Source organism: uncultured Desulfovibrio sp., from assembly GCF_944324525.1.
Classification (GTDB): Bacteria; Desulfobacterota; Desulfovibrionia; order Desulfovibrionales; family Desulfovibrionaceae; genus Desulfovibrio.
Window position 1 is genome coordinate 1 of record NZ_CALUWS010000028.1, and the last position, 18,935, is coordinate 18,935.

Annotated in this window: 10 protein-coding genes, 1 tRNA gene and 1 pseudogene; 7 read left to right on the top strand and 5 right to left on the bottom strand. The window is 63.2% G+C overall.

All coding sequences use genetic code 11. From position 1 onward, the window contains the following. Nucleotides 1–824 precede the first annotated feature (824 nt). Nucleotides 825–1,235, top strand: coding sequence for a hypothetical protein (locus Q0K12_RS08215; protein ID WP_297261864.1), 411 nt, complete (start codon nucleotides 825–827; stop codon nucleotides 1,233–1,235). Between the two features lie 102 nt (nucleotides 1,236–1,337). Here Q0K12_RS08215 and Q0K12_RS08220 read toward each other — a convergent pair. The 5 genes and pseudogenes from Q0K12_RS08220 to Q0K12_RS08240 form a co-directional block, all read right to left on the bottom strand. Then, nucleotides 1,338–1,627: pseudogene (locus Q0K12_RS08220) on the bottom strand (transposase); the annotation flags it as partial. A gap of 288 nt (nucleotides 1,628–1,915) precedes the next feature. Continuing rightward, nucleotides 1,916–5,791, bottom strand: a complete 3,876-nt coding sequence (locus Q0K12_RS08225) for a hypothetical protein (protein WP_297261865.1) — start codon at nucleotides 5,789–5,791, stop codon at nucleotides 1,916–1,918. 526 nt (nucleotides 5,792–6,317) lie between these two features. Further along, nucleotides 6,318–9,467, bottom strand: a complete 3,150-nt coding sequence (locus tag Q0K12_RS08230) for a tetratricopeptide repeat protein (RefSeq protein WP_297261867.1) — start codon at nucleotides 9,465–9,467, stop codon at nucleotides 6,318–6,320. A 291-nt stretch (nucleotides 9,468–9,758) separates the two neighbouring features. After that, a tRNA-Pro gene (locus Q0K12_RS08235) sits at nucleotides 9,759–9,835 on the bottom strand. Between the two features lie 89 nt (nucleotides 9,836–9,924). Further along, nucleotides 9,925–11,565 carry a glycosyltransferase gene (locus tag Q0K12_RS08240; protein ID WP_297261869.1) on the bottom strand — a complete coding sequence of 547 codons (1,641 nt, stop codon included), beginning with the start codon at nucleotides 11,563–11,565 and terminating at the stop codon, nucleotides 9,925–9,927. Nucleotides 11,566–12,109: 544 nt separating this feature from the next. Here Q0K12_RS08240 and Q0K12_RS08245 point away from each other — a divergent pair. From Q0K12_RS08245 to Q0K12_RS08270, 6 genes are all read left to right on the top strand, one after another. Continuing rightward, nucleotides 12,110–13,438 (top strand): malic enzyme-like NAD(P)-binding protein, encoded by a 1,329-nt coding sequence (locus Q0K12_RS08245; protein WP_297261871.1) that lies wholly within the window; start codon nucleotides 12,110–12,112, stop codon nucleotides 13,436–13,438. A 123-nt stretch (nucleotides 13,439–13,561) separates the two neighbouring features. Then, complete coding sequence (locus tag Q0K12_RS08250) at nucleotides 13,562–14,914, top strand: SLC13 family permease (protein ID WP_297261873.1); 1,353 nt, start codon at nucleotides 13,562–13,564, stop codon at nucleotides 14,912–14,914. A gap of 47 nt (nucleotides 14,915–14,961) precedes the next feature. Then, nucleotides 14,962–15,807, top strand: coding sequence for a fumarate hydratase (locus Q0K12_RS08255; RefSeq protein ID WP_297261876.1), 846 nt, complete (start codon nucleotides 14,962–14,964; stop codon nucleotides 15,805–15,807). Nucleotides 15,808–15,817: 10 nt separating this feature from the next. Next, nucleotides 15,818–16,378, top strand: a complete 561-nt coding sequence (locus Q0K12_RS08260; protein WP_297261878.1) for a Fe-S-containing hydro-lyase — start codon at nucleotides 15,818–15,820, stop codon at nucleotides 16,376–16,378. A gap of 59 nt (nucleotides 16,379–16,437) precedes the next feature. After that, entirely contained in the window at nucleotides 16,438–17,067 is a 630-nt protein-coding gene (locus Q0K12_RS08265) for a succinate dehydrogenase/fumarate reductase transmembrane subunit (RefSeq protein ID WP_297261879.1), read from the top strand. Between the two features lie 9 nt (nucleotides 17,068–17,076). Continuing rightward, nucleotides 17,077–18,930, top strand: coding sequence for a fumarate reductase flavoprotein subunit (locus Q0K12_RS08270; RefSeq protein ID WP_297261881.1), 1,854 nt, complete (start codon nucleotides 17,077–17,079; stop codon nucleotides 18,928–18,930). The last annotated feature ends 5 nt before the right edge of the window (nucleotides 18,931–18,935 follow it).

Below are 18,935 nucleotides of genomic sequence, written 5' to 3' on the forward strand. Positions count from 1 at the left end.
GGTCTTCGCAAACAAATCCTAACCTGCTTGGCGAGCTGCTTCCATTTTTAAATGTGCGAAACTTTCTGTACGTTATCATAGTCTGCGGGCTGGCTGTTTCCGGGCAGTAAAAAGGCGCTCGCGATGCTGCAAGCGTCGAAATTTTTCCATGGAAATTTGTCCTTGGGGCGAACAGAAGTGGATATAAGAGCGCAAGCAAAACGATTTTTCTTGGCTAATACGTTGAAAATAATAAAAAATTAACAGGAAGGTAGTTGCAATAATTCTTGCAACAGAATAATTTATCAATATAGGTGGAGGAGTGTAATGCCTAAAAAGCCTGTTGCGCGAGTTGGAGATACCGGCAGTCACGGTGGAAGTATTATTGATGGCAGCCCCAGTGTCAGGGGCAACAATCGCCCGATTGCTCTTGGTAGGAAGTACCTATAACTGTCCAGTGCATGGCAAAAATCCCATTGTAACTGGCGCGCCATATATTTTGGGTAATAATGTTCTTGTGGCGCATGTTGGTTCAAAAACTGCATGTTGAGCAGAGATTACGTATGGTTCTCCTGATGTGTTTGTTTGCGTGCCGTCTTTATCAGGAGAAGCGAGAGGAATAGATAATAGTTCTGTCAAAAAAGTTATGATGAAAAGGTAAGAGTTTTGGACAGAAAGGGTAATCCCGTAGCGTTTATGCCATATTATATTTGTGATGAAGACGGGAATGCTTAAGAAACTGGCCCAGGTGCAGCGATTGGAGGCTTAATTGGCGGAATTATTTTCGGTTTTGCAGGTTATTGAGGAGCTGATTGGGTAGCTGACTTCATTTATGAGGATTAACTATGTCATTGTTTTCATATATAAAACAAAAGTTTTTTTATAGAAAGCAACAATCGCCTTCTGTTGATTTAACTTTGCTTCCGCTAGTACCTAACCCATTTATCCCATGGGAAGTCTATCCTGATATTGATCCCGATGTCTGTTTATTTACTCAAGGAAATGAATCGACATGGCTCTGTGAGCTTTGGTTTCCATATTGGGAGAGTCTTTCAGAGAGAGAAAAAGAAGATTTAAAAAATCGAGCACCTACTGACGCTTGGCGTGAATGGCTAGATTGGAGAAGTGAAGGGGCGAGAATAGCAAGAATAGACCATGAAGAAAGAGGAATTCCTTTTGATTATCATAGATATTTATATGATTTCAAAGTTAATTACATAATCGATTATTTGCAAGACAAGAAAATCACAAAATAGAACAAATAGTTCGTCATAATTGCTATTGTATAAAATGTATTTGATTCAAGCTATTGTTCAACATGATAGTTGTAAAATAATAATTAAAAAATAGGGTCACGACTAGCAGAGAGGATTCTCTCTGAGCATCTTGAGGAGGAGTTTGTAGATATCCTCTTGACGGAGATTAAAACGAAACTCGCATTCTTTCAAATGGAAATAGAAGCTATGCTTGTGAATGCCACGGAAGCGAATCAGTCGAGTCTTGGCAAAGGCCCAAAAGCTTTCTATCCCATTGATATGAGAATGCTTGCAGCAAGCTCGTGGTTCCCATGCTCAACGCGAAAGTGCTTCTGATAGCCCAAATCTACCAGCCCGTCGTACCCTCGCCAGCCGTCAGACGGCAAAATCGCGCTGGGGAAGGGATGGGGGCTTGGGGGGAAGGATGACGAGAACGCCTTTTTTCGCTTCGCTGCGAAAAGGCTGGCCCTCCCGCGCCTGCAAGGAGTTCCCCTTCCCCCCAAACACGCCGTAAACAGTGTTGGCAGACCCTAGCGCGGATTCGCATTGAAATTGTGCCCAATTTCAATGCTGACGCTGCCCTCACACTACGGAAAAAGCGTGGTTTTTCCGTGTGTTCGGTTGCGGGCAGCCGCTTTCGCGACTACCAGAGCAATCCACATTTTCAATGTGGAATTGCTCTAAGCGTCCCGGCTGTCGAGGCCGTAGCGGGCAAGCGCCTCCCGCGCCATCTCCTGTCCCTGGGCAGCCGCCTTGCGGAACCAGGACGCGGCCTGTGCCGCATCCTTTTTGACGCCCTCGCCAAGGTGATAGCACATGCCAAGGCCGAACTGCGCCTCCGCGTGCCCCTGTTGGGCGGCCTTGCTGAGCCAGGCAAAGATCCTGACATGGTCCTTTGCGGCGCCCTGGCACTGCCGGTAGCAGCAGGCAAGCTGGAACTGCGCCTCCGCATAGCCCTGCCGGGCGGCCTTGCGGTACCAGTCGGCGGCCTCGTTCCTGTCCCGCGGCACGCCGCGGCCGTAATAATAGCAGTTGCCGAGTTCACACTGTGCCGGGGCGTAGTCCCGTGAGTTGGTGAGGCAGCGGCGGAGCCACTCGACGGCCTTCTCCTCATTGCGGCACACGCCTTCGCCGTGGAGGTAGCAGAGGGCGATGCGGTATGTCCATTTCGGCCCGGTGGACGCCCACCAGCGGCTGAGCCAGAAGAAGTGGAGAGCCTTGTTCTTCGGAACGAGGATGCCCTCCCGATAGCATCGTTCAAGCTGGACGATGGGGTCGCTCAGCTGGAGGGATGCCTTGTCCCACCAGAAGACGGCCTGCGCGCCATCCTGCGGCAGGCCCCGGCCTTCCGCATAACAGCAGCCGAGTTTGTACTGCGCCGTATGGTCACCCAGTTCGGCGGCCTTGCGCCAGAAGACGGCGGCCTGCGCGTCGTCCTGCGGCATGCCCTTGCCCTTCCGGCAGCAGAGGGCAAGCTCGGCGAACGCCTGTACATAATTCTGATCGGCGGCCTTGCGCCACCAGAAGACGGCCTGGCTGATGTCCTGCGGGACATGCTTGCCTCCTTCATAACAGCAGCCGAGGCGCCACTGGGCCTCGGCATGGCCCTGTTCGGCGGCTGCGCGATACCAGCGCACGCCCTGCGCCTCGTTTCCGTCGGGCTCATAGCCGTAATAATACGTGACGCCCAGCCTGCATCGCGCCTCGGCGTCGCCCAGCACGGCCGCAAGGGCGATGGATGCCTTATCGAGTCCCTGATCGGCGGCCTTGCGCAGCCAGAAGGCGGCCTGTTCGTTGTCTTCCGGCACGCCCCTGCCTTCCAGATAGAGCAGGGCGAGGTAGTATTGCGCCGTCTCTTCGTCCTGTTCGGCGGCCTTGCGCAGCCAGTCGGCCCCCAGTTTTTTCTGGGGGGGCCAGATATCGTTCAGCAGGAGCAGGCCAAGGCTGGTCTGCGCCCGGGCATCGCCCTGGTCGGCGGCTTTTTCAAACCAGTAGCGGGCCTCGCGCGGATCCGCCAGACGTATCCGTTCCTCGGTGGTGGCGTAGTATTCGCCGAGGCTGCGTTGGGCGTCCACCTGTCCCAGCTTGGCGGCCTGTTCACGCTTGCCGTCGTGGAACAGGGCATCGATATGGCCCCGCTGGGCGGCACGGTGATACCACTCAGCGGCTTGTCGCTTGTCCTGCGGCAGACCGTCCCCCCTGCGGAGACATTCGCCAAGCCGGAAGCAGGCCTCGGCGTCCCCCTGTTCGGCGGCCTCGCGCAGGGCCTCCACGGACGGCGGGAGCGGCGTCGGGAAGCGCCGCCGCAGGGCCTCGGCCAGGGAGCCTTCCCGCTCGCAGTCCGCAAGCAGGCTTGCCGCTTCGCTGTCCTGCCGTGCGGCGGCCTCGCGCAGGCAGGCCAGGGCCTGCGTCTCATCCCGCGGCAGGCCCGTGCCTTCGGCATGGCAGAGCGCCAGATGATAGAACGCCCCGGCATGCCCCTGTGCGGCGGCCTCGCGGAACCAGTGGACCGCCTGCGCGTCATCCCGCGACACGCCCAGACCGTAGCGGCAGCACAGGCCCAGGCGGTTTTGCGCCGCCGCGTCTCCCTGCCGGGCCGCTTCACGGCAGGCGCTCACGTCCGGCGCTTCGGCCTGGGGATCCGTATTGTCCACAAAGGGGAAAAGGCCGAGCAGGGTCTCGTCGTCCGTCAGCGTTCCCTGGAGGATCGTCCGGCGGCTCCAGCGGACGGCCAGCCGGTCGCTGGGCGGCAGGCCGCGGCCGAAGCAGAAGCAATAGCCGAGGGCATGTTGCGCCGCGGCCAGATCCAGTTTGGCGGCCTCGCGCAGCCATTGCACCGCCTGCGCCTCGTCACGCGGCGTGCCGATGCCGTGGAAGTGGCACAGGGCAAGGTTGTAGAAGTTCGGAGCACTGGAGGTATACTTGGCGCGGCCAAAGGTTTTGACGGCCTGCGCGCCGTCCCGCGTCACGCCCCGCCCACGGACGAAGCACTGGCCGAGCGCGTTGCTTGAGACGTAATACCAGTCTCTCAGACGGAACCATGCGACGGCCTGCCGGTCATCCTGCGGCGTCCCCTTGCGAAGGAGGAGGCGTCCGTACAGATACGCCGCCTGTCCTTCCCCACGTTTGGCGCCCCTTCGGAGCCAGATCTCCGCCTGCGCATCGTCCCGTGCCACGCCCTTGCCGAGGGCATAGCGGAGGCCAAGCTCGCTTGCCGCTTCGTAACGTCGCTGTTCGGCGGCCCTGCGGAGCTGTACGATCTCCTGCCCGGCGTCGCTCGCGCCATGGTCGTACAGAGATTCTTGCTCGCTGGGCTTCGGGAGATAGCTCCCATTGCCGTTCTTCAGCGTCTGGGCCTTGCGCTCCCAGAAATCGGCCTGATCCGTATCCCGTGCCACGCCCAGTCCGACCTTGTAACAGATTACGAGGCTCTCCATCGCCTTGGTGTCGTCCTGTTCGGCGGCCTTGCGCAGCCAGACCACGGCCTGCGCGTCATCTTCCGGCACGACCAGTCCATCCTGATAGCACCAGCCGAGGCGGCGTTGTGCTTCGGCATTGCCCTGCTCGGCATTTTCCCGGTACCAGCGGACGGCCTGTTCAGGGGTCAGCCCCCGCGCGTGACAGGCGACAAGCCTGTTTTGCGCCAGAGGGTATCCCTGTTCGGCGGCCTTGCGCAACCAGTCTTCGGCCTGGGCGGCGTCCCGCGGCAGGCCCAGCCCGCACTCGTAGCAGATGCCGAGATAGAATTGCGCCTCGGCATGGCCCTGTTCGGCGGCCTTGCGCAGCCAGAAAACGGCCTTTTTTTCATCTTTGTTGATGCCGTCACCAAGCAGGCAGCAGACGCCGAGGCGGCGCTGCGCCGAAACATGGCCCTGTTTAGCCGCCTTCTGAAACCAGAAGACGGCCTGCGACGCATCCTCCAGCCAGAACAGATAGAAGTCGCCCAGCGCCGCCTGCGCTATGGCATGGCCCTGTTCGGCGGCCTTGTGCCACCAGTGGAAGGCTTCGTCCATGTCGCGCGGCGTGCCGATGCCCGCATCAAGGCAGCGGCCAAGATGGAACTGCCCCTCCTTATCGCCCTGTTCGGCGGCCTTGCGGAACCAGAAGACGGCCAGCGTCTCGTCCCGTGGCACGCCGCGCCCCTGCTCGCAGCGCAGGCCGAGGCTGACCTGTGAGGGCGCGAAGCCCTGTTCCGCCGCTTTGCCGTGCCAGAAGACGGCCTGTTCGTCGTCCTGCGGCACGCCGCATCCCTGCTCGTAAGCAAGGGCGAGATGGCCCTGCGCCGGTCCGTCGCCCTGTTCGGCGGCCTTGCGCCACCAGACGGCGGCCTGACGCTCATCACGCGCCAGACCGATGCCTCTGGAGTATTTGATGCCGAGGGCATGTTGCGCCGGGGCCTTGCCCGCTTCCGCACAGGTCTGCAGGATGCCGTTGTTTCTGAGCAGGGCATGCCGGGCAAGCCGGCAAATGTTGTGCAGGGCATGCCGGAGGAGCCGGAAGATGATCCAGAGGATCAGGATCGGGATGAGCATGAGATAGCCCAAAAGACGCAACATGGCGGAAAACCTCCCTTCCGACCGGGTATCGTTCCCATGCCGCGCCGGCGCTGACGGCCCGGCGGCGCGGCATGGCCCGTGGATCGTGCCCCGCAGGGGCGGGCGCGGGGCGCAACGGCGTTTGGGGCTTGCGCTCCCCGCCGCGGTCAGGAGCGGGACATGTCCCGCCGTTTTTCCTCGCCCGCACTGCCCCGGGGTGTGCTGATATGTGTTGCAAATAATTTCAGTTGGTAAGAAAAAATAACCTGCACACGCTCCGCTTGTCTCTGGAGGCGGGATTGCCTCGTGTCTCTGACTCTTACCCGATAAAAGCGCGCAGGGGAAGGGATGGGGGATTGGGGGGAAGGATGACGAGAACGCCTTTTCTCGCTTCGCTACGAAAAGGCTGGGCCCTCCCACGCCGGCGCGACCCAACGGGCGGCCGCAGGCCGTGCCCGTTAGGCGATGCAGGAGCCTTACGGGCATCGACAGCAGAGCGAGGGGGGCCCCTTCCCCCCAAACAGGCAGCGAATAGTGTCGACTGGCCCTAGTCCTCCCTGCCTTCGAGGTCATAGCGGGCAAGCGCCTCCCGCGCCTCCTCGTGACCCTGCTCGGCGGCCTTGCGGAACCAGTACGCGGCCTGGACATCATCCTTTTCGACGCCTTCGCCCAGGTAATAGCACATGGCAAGGCCGTACTGCGCCTCGTCGTATCCCTGTTCGGCGGATCTGCCGACCCAGGCGAAGACCTGATCATAATCCCTCGCCACGCCGTATCCCAGCCGGTAGCAGCTGGCAAGCTGGAACTGCGCCTGAGCATGCCCCTGTTCGGCGGCCTTGCGCATCCAGTGGACCGCCATTGCCGCATCTTCTTCCACACCGTCGCCGGACATATAGCAGATGCCAAGGCCGAACTGCGCTTCGGCATAGCCCTGCGCGGCGGCCCTGCCGGCCCAGAGGAAGGCCTGTTTTTTGTCCTGCGGCCTCTCAAGCGGCTGGTGGTGGTAATGGAGCGCAAGCGAGAATTGCGCCTCGGCATCACCCTGACAGGCCGCAAGGGCGGTACGCGCGCCGGAATGGCCCAAAGCGGCCGCCCTGCGGAGCCAGTTCTCGGCCTGCGCCTCATCCTGCGGGACGCCGTCGCCCTGCAGGTACAACAGGCCCAGGGCGTATTGCGCCGTTTCCTCGTCCTGTTCGGCAGCCTTGCGCAGCCACTGGGCGGCCTGCGCATAATCCTGCGGGACGCCGTCGCCCCATTGATAAAGGATGCCGAGGCTGGATTGGGATTTGGCGTCCCCCTGTTCGGCCGCTTTGCGGAACCAGTACGCGGCCTGCTCGAGATCGTGCGGGACGCCGTCGCCCGTCGCATAGCAGTTGGCAAGATTGCACTGGGCGTCAAGCTGGCCCTGTTCGGCGGCCTTGCGGAACCAGACGGCGGCCTGTACGGCATCCGTCGCCACGCCCATTCCCCGTCCGCAGCAGACGCCGAAACGGAGCTGCGCGTGGGCATTGCCCTGTTCGGCGGCCTTGCGGTACCAGAAGGCCGCCTGTGCATCATCCTGCGGCACGCCCTTTCCTTCGTGGAGGCACTCGGCATAGAGGAGCTGGGCCTCGGCATGGCCCTGCTCGGCGGCCTTGCGGTACCAGCGGGCGGTTTGGCCAAGATCGCGCGGCAGCTGGCCCTCTCCGTTACGGTAAGCGCGCCCGAGGCGGAGCTGAGCCTCCGCATCGCCTTCTTCGGCAGCCTGACGGATGGCCGCGACGGCCTGCGGGTCCGTCAGCAGGATCCGCTTGTCCAGCGTTTGGACAAGGGAGCCCGTCCGTGCATAGTCTTCAAGAAGTTCCTCGGCAGGGGCATCCCCCTGCGCGGCGGCCCGGCGCAGCCACTCGAGGGCCTGTGCCTCATCCTGCGGGACGCCCTGGCCGCGGGCAAGGCTGAAGGCAAGATTGCCCTGGGCCACGACGTTTCCCTGCTCGGCCGCCTTGCGCAGCCATACGACCGCCTGCGCATCATCCCGCGGCGTCCCCAGACCTCGATGGAGGCAGTCGGCCAGGGATGTCTGGGCATCGGCATGGCCCTGTTCGGCGGCTTTGCGATACCAGAAGACAGCCTGCGTATCGTCCTGCGGCACGCCGAGGCCCTCCGCGTAGATGAAACCAAGATTATACTGCGCCGATCTTTCTCCCTGCTCGGCGGCCTTGCGGATCCACTGGGCGCCCTGCACAGGATCTCGCGGCACGCCCTGTCCGGTGAAGCAGCACTTCCCAAGGATGTTTTGCGCCCCGGCATGGCCCTGCTCGGCGGCCTTGCGCCACCAGAAAGCGGCCTGCTCGTGATCCTGCGGTACGCCACACCCGCTGGAGCAGCGATCCCCAAGAACGTATTGCGCCCCGGCATGGCCCTGTTCGGCGGCCTTGCGGTACCAGAAGACAGCCTGCGTATCGTCTTGCGGCACGCCGAGGCCTTCATCATAGCAAAAGCCGAGAGCGTATTGCGCCAGGGGGTGTCCCTGCTCGGCGGCTTTGCGATACCAGCACGCGGCCTGCGTAATGTCCTGCGGCACGCCATCTTCCCCTTTGCGCCAGCAGTCCCCATAGAGGATCTGGGCTTCGGCATCCCCTTGTTCGGCCGCCTGCCGGAGATCCTCCACGCTCTGCGGGGCCGTCGTCAGGCGCTGTTCGTCCCGCACCTGAGAATCCGTCGTCCTGTCCTCCTTGCGACGTTCTTCGGCTTCGGCACCCCCCTGTGCGTCATTCCGCGGCGTTTCGCGGCAACAGTCGGCAAGGGCGGTCTGGGCTTCGGGATGTCCCTGCTCGGCGGCTTTGCGGAACCATTCGGCCGCCTGCGCGTGATCCCGCGGCAGGCCCGTGCCTTCATGATGGCAGAGCCCCAGCAGATATTGCGCCCCGGCATGGCCCTTGGCGGCCGCCTTGCGGAACCAGTCGGCCGCCTGCGTGTCGTCTCGCGGGGTCCCCAGACCATAGCGGCAGCATATTCCCAGGCGAGTTTGCGCCGCCGCGTCGCCCTGCAGGGCGACCGCACGGCAGATACGCACGTTCAGCGCATCGGTCTGCGGATCGGCGTCGGTGAAGGGGAAGAGGCCGAGCAGACCGTCCGGCAGGCTCGGCGGGCCCTGTTCGGCCGCTTTGTTGCACCAGGAGACGGCCCGCATGTCATCCTGCGGCAGGCCCCGCCCAAAGCAGCAGCAGTAGCCGAGCGCCTGCTGCGCAACGGCCAGATGTTGCGCGGCCGCCTTGCGCAGCCATTCGACCGCCTGCGCGTCGTCCTGGGGCAGGCCGATGCCGTTGAAGCAGCAAAGGCCAAGATTGTACTGGGCCGCGGCATCGTCGTTCTTGGCGGCCCTGAGGAACCATTCGGCCGCCTGCGCGTCATCCCGCGGCAGGCCCTGTCCGCGCAGGCAGCAGAGGCCAAGCGCGTTCTGGGCCTCGGCGTGTCCCTGTTCGGCGGCCTTGCGATACCAGAAGGCGGCCTGCGTATCGTCCTGCGGCACGCCGTCTCCCGTGCGGCAGCGTTCCGCATAGCGGTACTGGGCGTCGGCTTCCCCGGCTTCGGCGGCGGCACGTAACGGCCTGATGACGAAAAGTACCATCACGAGACTCTTGATGAAGAGTCCCAGAAGCAGCAGGATGGCCAGCGGCAGCATGACGATGCGCAGAAGCGCGCGGAAAAGCGACATGTGGAAACCTCCCTGTGAAGTGCGGGGACGGATGCCGGGAAGCGGCGGGCAGCCATTTTGGATGTCTTGGAGAAATTCGTCACCGATGTCAAGAAAAGAGCGGCAGCCGGTCCTTCTTCGGCGTCGGACGCGGACAAAGTCTGGCGCGTGCTCCGAAGGACCTGTGATGGAGGGGCGTCCGGGAAGGGCGGGCAGGCGAGGGAGGGGACGGCAGCGCCGCGACTTGCGCCATGAATGACGAAAAAGGCCGGTAAGGCGTGATACCTTACCGGCCGATTTCGTCTGGTCTACTGGTCGGGATGAAAGGATTTGAACCTTCGACCCCTTGAACCCCATTCAAGTGCGCTCCCAGACTGCGCTACATCCCGACGAGGGAAATAACTACGCAAAACGAGCGGAAAGGTCAACACTTTTTTGCGGTGAAGGGAAAGTTTTTTTGTTTTTCAAAATAACTGTTTTATTTTTTTAGCTTTCTCACTTCGGGACGCTTTCGCCAGGCAGCGGCGATCTGCCGGGCCGTGGCAGCGTCGTAGCACTGTTCGGCCAGGCGGGCCGTGTGCAGGATGTGCGCGTCGGAGAGCAGGCCGCGCGGCAGGGCGTCCAGCAGGAGAGGATAGAGTTCCAGCTCGATGCCCAGGGCGGTGAAGGTCTCAAAGAGGAAGGAAAGCGCCGGCTCGGAGGGCGCGCGCTCCCAGGCCAGCAGGGCCAGCTCGGCGGCGCCTTCCGGCAGGATGAAGCCCTTGGGGGTCAGGAAGCCCGCATAGCCGTGATGGCCCAGCGCCTGCGCGGCATAGGCCAGCTGCAGCGGCAGGACGTCCTCTACGGGGACATGGGGCGGGATGGGGCGGGACAGGGCGGCGGCCAGGCGGGCATCCGAGCGGCCGAGCAGGGAAAGGATCTGGCGGCAGTCCGCCGTGTGGCGGCAGGCTTCATGCAGCTGCGCGAGCCGGAGCAGGGCGGTGCCGCGCAGGTCCTCGGCGGCTCCGGGGTCGGAAGGGGGGAGGCCGTGGGCCAGCTCGCAGGCCCGCATGAACGTTCGCTGGGCTTCCACGGCCTTGCCGCGGCGTGCCTGCCGCAAACCGAGATGGAGCTGTGCCCAGACGGCGACGGCATCCGTCCCCTGCGCCAGACGGGCAAGAGCCGTCAGGTAGGGCCCCACGCTGCCGCCGTAGCGTACGGTCAGCGCATGACCGGCAAGCGCGACGCCCAGTTCGGCGCGACGTCGCCGGTCGTCGGGAAAGTCGGCGGGCGGCGTGAGCGTGGTGGATGGCGACTGGAGAAGGCGCAGCAGTTCGGCGGCCCGCTGCGTATCCGCATGCCGTTCGCGGCAGAGCGTTTGCGCCGCTGCCGCCATGTCCGCGCAGCGCTGCGGGTGGGCGCAGGCTTCGGCAAGCTGTTCCCGCAGATCGTGCGGCCCGTAGGCAAGGTAGTGCTCGCCTTCGGTGAGCAGTTTGTCCAGACCGGGCGACAGCCGCTCGGTAAAGGGCAGGGCCCCGGCGGCGAGGCTCTGGAAGATGCGCAGCGTCACGCCCGGGAAGAGGTTCTCGTTGAGGCTCAGGGCGGCGCCCGCCAGCCTGTCCTGCGCTTCGGCAAAGGACAGGCCGTCAAGGCAGGTCAGGGCCGTCTGTTCCTGGATGCGGGCGATGATGTTTTCCCGCTTGCGGCGGATCCGATTACGCGTGCCGATGAAGAGCAGGCCGTCTTTGGCGGGCTGCGGCGGGCGGAACCAGTCATGCCGGGCGCAGAGCGGCAGCCAGTGCGCCGGATGCCCGAGAGCGTTCAGGCGGGGCTGCACGGTCAGCTGATCGACGCAGAGCAGGGAGAACAGGGGCAGGAGCGGCTCCAGCCAATACATATTGATGGGGGCGTCGATGTACCAGCCCACCAGCGGCAGCGGCGCGCCGGCGAGATCCGGCGGCAGGACGAGGCGGCTCCAGAGTTCCAGCACGAGGCAGTCAGGCCGCCAGCCGTCAGGCCCGCAAACGTCGTCCAGGCGCTGGCGCAGGGACACGCCGGGCTGCAGGGTGAGCAGGCGCACGTCGTGCCCCGCCGCCCGCAGGCCATGAGCAAGGAAGTTTCCGTAATACACGATATTCATGGGGCGAAGCATAGCGGCAAGCCCAGTGCAAGGGCAAGGCTGGCTCCGCATATGACACATATCTCATGAAATGGGCAAGATCCTTTTGCGGAAAATTTTGTCTGGGAAAAACAACCATGTTTTCCACAGTAGGGATTTTTGGGGGGAAAAAATGAAATTCATCATTTTATATAATTTTTTTGTGACAAATGCAGAATGAAAAATACCAATTTTTTTACATCAAAAATGTGTCTTTATTCCCACGATTCGTGCATGGAATGCGTATTTTTCGCTTTGCTTAGGCGAAAAATAGAGTAGTTGGAGAGAAAATATTTCTTTTTACTATCCATTCTCATCTATTTATACGGCACAAAAAAATTGTGAATAAAATTTCATGAGGAAAAGAAGGTGTTTGCGTAATCAAACTACGTTGACACATATATATGGCGGGCGTAGTTTCGCAATACCCTGGCAAAAGGGTTCGTTCCCCCGTCAGCGGGGCGGGCCGCCGGTGCTGGACCGGCCGGCCGCCAAGTTCAAGAGGTTTTTTGAGGAGAAACGTTGAATGGCTCTGTTCACCCGTGAAGATGCGTTGGCGTATCACCGGGCCCCGCGCCCCGGTAAGCTGGAGGTCATCCCGACCAAGCCTTGTGAAAATCAGTTGGATCTCTCGCTGGCCTATTCGCCGGGCGTGGCGGAAGCCTGTCTTGCCATCAAGGAAAATCCCGACTGCGCCGCCGAATACACCGGCAGGGCCAATCTGGTGGCCGTGGTCAGCAACGGGACGGCCGTGCTGGGCCTGGGCAACATCGGCCCGCTGGCGGGCAAGCCCGTTATGGAAGGCAAGGGCGTGCTCTTCAAGAACTTCGCCGACGTGGACGTCTACGACATCGACCTTGCCACCACGGACAGCGACGAGCTCATCAACGTGGTGAAGTGCCTGGAGCCGACCTTCGGCGGCATCAACCTTGAGGACATCAAGGCCCCGGAATGCTTCTACATCGAAGAGAAGCTCAAGGCCGCCATGCAGATCCCCGTCTTCCACGACGACCAGCACGGCACGGCCATCATTTCCGGCGCGGCCCTCATCAACGCCTGCGAGATCACCAACCGCAAGGTGGAAGACCTCAAGGCCGTGGTGGTGGGCGCCGGGGCGGCGGGCATCGCCTGCGCCCGCTTCTATGTGCTCATGGGCGTGAAACGGGAGAACATCTTCATGTTCGACTCGCGCGGCCTCATCTACAAGGGCCGCGACGGCCTCAATCAGTACAAGGAAGAATTCGCCCAGGCGGAGAATCGCGGCGACCTCGCCGCCTGCCTCAAGGGCGCGGACGTCTTCCTCGGCCTGTCCAAGAAAGGCCTGGTGAGCAAGGACATGGTGCGCTCCATGGCGGACTCTCCCATCATCTTCGCCATGGCCAATCCCGACCCCGAGATCACCTACGAAGACGCCAAGGACGCCTGCCCCACGGCCATCATGGGCACCGGCCGCTCCGACTATCCCAACCAGATCAACAACGTTTCCGGCTTCCCCTACATCTTCCGCGGCGCGCTGGACGTGGGCGCCCGCGTCATCAATGAAGAAATGAAGCTGGCCGCCGCGCGTGCTCTGGCCGCGCTGGCCAAGGAACCCGTGCTTGCGGAGATCCTTACGGCCTACGGCGTGCGGGAGCTCTCCTACGGGCGGGACTACGTGATCCCCAAGCCGCTCGACCCCCGCATCCTGACCACGGTGACGCCGGCGGTGGCCCAGGCCGCCATGGACAGCGGCGTGGCCACCCGTCCCATCGCGGACATGAAGGCGTATGCCGAACAGCTCAGGAAGCGCATCGACGCGGCGCATGCCCGCATCCGTCCCTTCGTGAAGCAACTGGCGGAGCAGGGCGGCAAGTAGCCGTCCCTGCCGGGCCGCTCCCCCTCGAGAAAGGGGGGCGGCCCCGCCCCCTCATGGCGCATGAAACCGTGGTCTTCGGGCCACGGGAGGCTGCTTTCAACCTCTTAACCGCGAGGAGCCCCCATGAAACGTCTTTTTGTTCTGGCTGCCGTGCTGGCGGGGATCGTGCTGCTTTCCTGTCATGACTGTCTGGCGGCCCCGTCCATGGAAATCAAATTGCCGGAAGACCCCACCAAGGCCTACATCACCCTCGGCATCCTCTTTGTGGCCGCGGTCATGTTCTTCACCGAGGTCGTGCCGCTGCCCATCACGGCCCTGCTCGTGCCGGTGGCGCTTTCCATCTGCAAGGTCATCCCGTCCAAGACGGCCTTCGGCTATTTCGGCGATCCCACGGTGGTGCTGTTCATGGCCATGTTCATCGTGGGCGAAGCGACCTTCATCACGGGCTTTGCCGACAAGGTGGGCAACTTTGCCGTGCGCGCCGCCAAGGGCAATCCGGTCAAGCTGCTTGTCTACATCATGACGGCCATCGGCCTGCTGTCCACGGTGCTCTCCAACACCGGCACCACGGTGGTGGCCGTTCCCATGGTTCTTGGCATCTGCATGTCCGCGCGGCTCGCGCCGGGCAAGCTGCTCATGCCCGTGGCCTTCGCCTCTTCGCTCGGCGGTACCGTGACCCTCGTGGGCACGCCGCCCAACGGCATCGTCAACTCCATGCTGGAACAGATGGGCGTGCAGCCCTTCGGCTTTTTCGAATTCGGCCTCATCGGCATCCCGTTGCTCGTTGCGGGTCTGGTCTATTTCGGTCTCATCGGCCACCGCCTGTTGCCGGACAGCCGTATCCTGGATGACGAATCGCTGGATCAGACCGTGGAAAAGCGGCGCACGGAAAAGATGTGGTTGTGTATTGGAATCTTTGGCTTTGTCGTTTTCATGATGGCCTCCGAAGTCATGAACCTGACCACCGCCGCCGTGCTGGGCGCCTGCCTCATGGTCATCACCCGCTGCATGACCATGCGCGAAGCCTTCCGCAGCGTGGACTGGACGACCATCTTCCTCTTTGCCGGCATGCTCTCCATGTCCGCCGCCATGGACAAGTCCGGCGCCGCCGCCATCGTGGCCAATGCCGTGGTGAGCCGCGTGTCCGACCCCTGGATGCTCATGCTCGTCTGCTGCGCCCTCACCGCCATCGTGACCAACTTCATGTCCAACACCGCCACGGCGGCCCTCATGGCTCCGCTGGCCCTGCCCATTGCCTCGGCCTCCGGCATCTCGCCCCTGCCCATCGTCATGGGCATCGCCATGGCCGCCTCGTCCTGCTTCCTGACGCCCATCGCCACCCCGCCCAACACCATTGTGCTTGGCCCGGGCGGCTACAAGTTCGTAGACTACATCAAGGCCGGCTGGCCGCTGCAGGTCATCGCGCTGCTCATGTGCTGGCTGCTCATCCCCATGATCTGGCCCTTCCATCCCTAGTCTTCGCTGGGGAAGTGGACTAGCATCGCAAGAAAGGGAGAGAATTTATGAAAGAGATTCATGTGACAGATATCAGCGCCGCCGTGGCTCGCCTGTGCGTGGACGCCTGCTGTCGCCTGCCCGCCGATGTGCGCGCGGCCTTTGCCGAGCGGCAACGGACGGAACCCTCCCCGGTGGGCCGGGACATCCTCGGTCAGCTCATGCAGAATGCCGATATCGCCGCCGACGAGATGATGCCCATCTGTCAGGATACGGGCCTTGCCGTGGTCTTTGCCGATGTGGGGCAGGAAGTGCACATCATCGGCGGGGACTTTGCCGAAGCGGTCAACGAAGGCGTGCGCCGCGGCTATGTGGACGGCTACCTGCGCAAGTCCAGCGTGGCGGAACCGCTCTTCGAGCGCAAGAACACCGGCGACAACACCCCGGCGGTGCTCCATGTGCGGCTCGTGCCCGGCGACGGCCTGCGTCTGCGCCTCGCGCCCAAGGGGGCCGGATCGGAAAACAAGAGCGTGGTGAAGATGCTCGTGCCCGCCGACGGCATCGAGGGCGTGCGCAAGGTGGTGCTGGACGCCGTGCTGGCGGCCGGCCCCAATTCCTGTCCGCCCATGGTGGTGGGCGTGGGCCTGGGCGGCACCATGGAACTGGCCGCCCTCTGCGCCAAGCGCGCCGCCGCCCGCGACCTGGCCACGCGCAATGCCGATCCGCGCTATGCCGCCTTCGAGGACGAGCTGCTCACGCTCATCAACAAGACCGGCATCGGCCCGCAGGGGCTCGGCGGCCGCACCACGGCCCTCAAGGTGCATGTGGAGTGGGCGCCGACCCATATCGCCTCCCTGCCGGTGGCGGTCAACATCAACTGTCACGCGGCGCGACACGCCGAAGTGCTGCTCTAGGAGGCCGCGCATGAGCGACGATGTCAAGCGAATCCACGCGCCCTTTGACGACGCCACGGCCCGCTCCCTGCGGGCCGGGGACAGGGTGCTCATCTCCGGCACCATCCTCGCGGCCCGCGACGCGGCCCACAAGCGCCTCACCGAGGCGCTGGCCCGCGGCGAGGCGCTGCCGGTGGATCTGCGGGGACAGGTGGTCTACTATGTGGGGCCCAGCCCGGCCAGTCCGGGCCATGTCATCGGTTCCGCCGGGCCCACGACCTCCGGCCGCATGGACGCCTACACCCCCACGCTCATCGAGCAGGGGCTGCGCGGCATGATCGGCAAGGGCTACCGCAAGCCCGAGGTGGTGGAAGCCATGAAGGCCCACGGCGTGCCCTATCTGGCGGCCGTGGGCGGGGCCGGGGCGCTCATCGCCCGCAGCATCCGCAAATACACCGTGCTGGCCTATGAGGACCTGGGCCCGGAAGCCGTGGCCGCGCTGGAGGTGGAGGACTTTCCGGCCATCGTGGTTATCGACAGCACGGGCGACAACTATTATGAAACAGGACAGGCTCCCTACAGGGAACTGTAGGGCCTGTGGAGCGCCTCGCCGCAGGGGCGGGGCAAGCATCTTGAACAAGAGGAGTTGACATGACGGATCGTAACGTACCGGATGCCCGGCGCAACCGCCTGGATTTCTGGCAAGCCGCGTCGGGAGCACTGCTGGCGCTCTTCGTCTGCGTGCATTTGCTGCTCGAAGGCACCGTGGTGCTGAGCGCCTCGCTGACCAACGCCATCGCCTGGCTGCTGGAAGCGACCTTTGTGGCGCAGATCTCCGCCCCCATCATCGTGCTGCTGGTGGTGTTCCATTTCTATATCGCCGCGCGCAAAATGCCCTTCCGCGCCAATGAGCTGGGCATTTTCGTCAAGCACAGCCGCACGCTGCGCGAGCCGGACACCTGTCTCTGGCTGGTGCAGGTCTTCACGGCCATCATCATCCTGCTGGGCGTGTTCTTCCACGTCTACACGGTGATGATCGACCTGCCCATCTCGGTGAGCCGCAGCGCGGAGCGCATGACCTCCGGCTGGCTGCCCTTCTATGTGATCTTCCTGCCCTGCGTGGTGCTGCATACGGGCATCGGCATCTATCGTCTGGCGGCCAAGTACGGTTACTGCACGCGCGCGACCCGTCAGGTCTGGCGCAAGCGCATCTGGATCGTCATGGCCTGTTATCTCGTGCTGGGCTTTCTGGCCATGACGCGCGTCTGGTTCCACGGATAGGGGGGTAATATGCGGATCTATCAATCTGACGTTTTGTGCATGGGTGCCGGCCTTGCCGGCGAGCGCGTGGCGGTGGAGGCGGCGCAGGCCGGCTTCAGCGTCATCTGCCTCAGCGTCGTGCCTCCCAAGCGTTCCCACTCCTCGGCGGCCATGGGCGGCATGCAGGCCGCGCTGGGCAACTCCATCATGGGCGACGGCGACTGTCCGGAGATCCATTTCAACGATACGGTCAAGGGCTCGGACTGGGGCTGTGACCAGGAAGTGGCGCGCATCTTCGCCAATACCGCGCCCATCGCCATGCGCGAGATGGCTTTCCTCGGCGTGCCGTGGAGTCGCGTCGTGCCCGGCGAGCACACCTACTACAAGGGCGGCAAACCCTTCCAGGCCACGGAAAAGGCCGAGAACGAGGGCCTTATCCACTCCCGCGCCTTCGGCGGTACGGCCAAATGGCGTACCTGCTACACCTCCGACGGCACCGGCCACGCCGTGCTCTTCACCCTGGACAACCGCCTGCTTCAGCTGGGCGTGACCATGCACGACCGTACCCAGGCCGAGGCCCTCATCCATGACGGCCAGACCTGCATGGGCTGCATCGCCCGCGACCTGCGCACCGGCGAGCTGGTGGCCTATCTGGCCAAGGCGACCCTCATCGCCACCGGCGGTTACGGCCGCATCTACCGCGCCACCACCAACGCCGTCATCTGCGACGGCGGCGGCCAGATCACGGCCCTTAACACCGGCGTGGTGCCGCTGGGCAACATGGAGGCCGTGCAGTTCCATCCCACGGGCACCGTGCCCACGGACATCCTGGTGACCGAAGGCTGCCGCGGCGACGGCGGCACCCTGCTGGACGTCAACGAATACCGTTTCATGCCCGACTACGAGCCGGAAAAGGCCGAACTGGCCTCCCGCGACGTGGTGTCCCGCCGTATGACCGAACACATGCGCAAGGGCTTCGGCGTGCCCAGCCCCTACGGCGAACACCTCTGGCTGGACATCCGCCATCTGGGCGAGAAGCACATCAAGACCAACCTGCGCGAAGTGTACGACATCTCCACCCATTTCCTCGGCGTGGACCCCGTACACCAGCTCATCCCCGTGCGCCCCACCCAGCACTACAGCATGGGCGGCGTGCGCATCAACAAGGACGGCCACGCCTACGGCCTCAAGGGCCTGTTCGCGGCGGGCGAAGCCGCCTGCTGGGACATGCACGGCTTCAATCGTCTGGGCGGCAACTCGCTGGCCGAGACCGTGGTGTCCGGCCGCGTCATCGGCCAGAAGCTGGTGGAGTTCCTGCAGGGCTACGAGACGACCTTCTCCACGCAGGCCACCAACGAGGCGGCCCTGCAGGTGCAGGATCGCATCACCCAGCTCAAGCGCGGCAGCGGCGACAACTGCTATGTGCTGCGTAACGCCATGCAGGACATCATGATGGAGCATGTGGGCATCTTCCGTAACGGCAAGGACCTGGAAGCCGGCGTGGCCAAGCTCCAGGAACTGCTGGAACGCTGCAAGAACATGCGCCTGGAAGGCAACCAGCCCGGCCCCAATGCGGAGATGTCCATGGCCCTGCGCGTGCCCGGCATGATCAAGCTGGCGCTCTGCACGGCTTACGGCGCGCTCATGCGGACGGAGAGCCGCGGCGCCCATGCCCGCGAGGACTACCCCGAACGCAACGACAAGGACTGGCTGGTGCGTACCCTTGCCTACTGGAAGGAAGGGGCGGACCTGCCCACGCTGGAATACGAACGGGCGACCCCGTGGTTCATCCTGCCCCCCGGCGACCGCGGCTACGGCGGCGGCAAGATCATTCAGGGCGACATGACCAATGAAAAGGTCATCGGCTACGACCAACAGGCCTAAGGGAG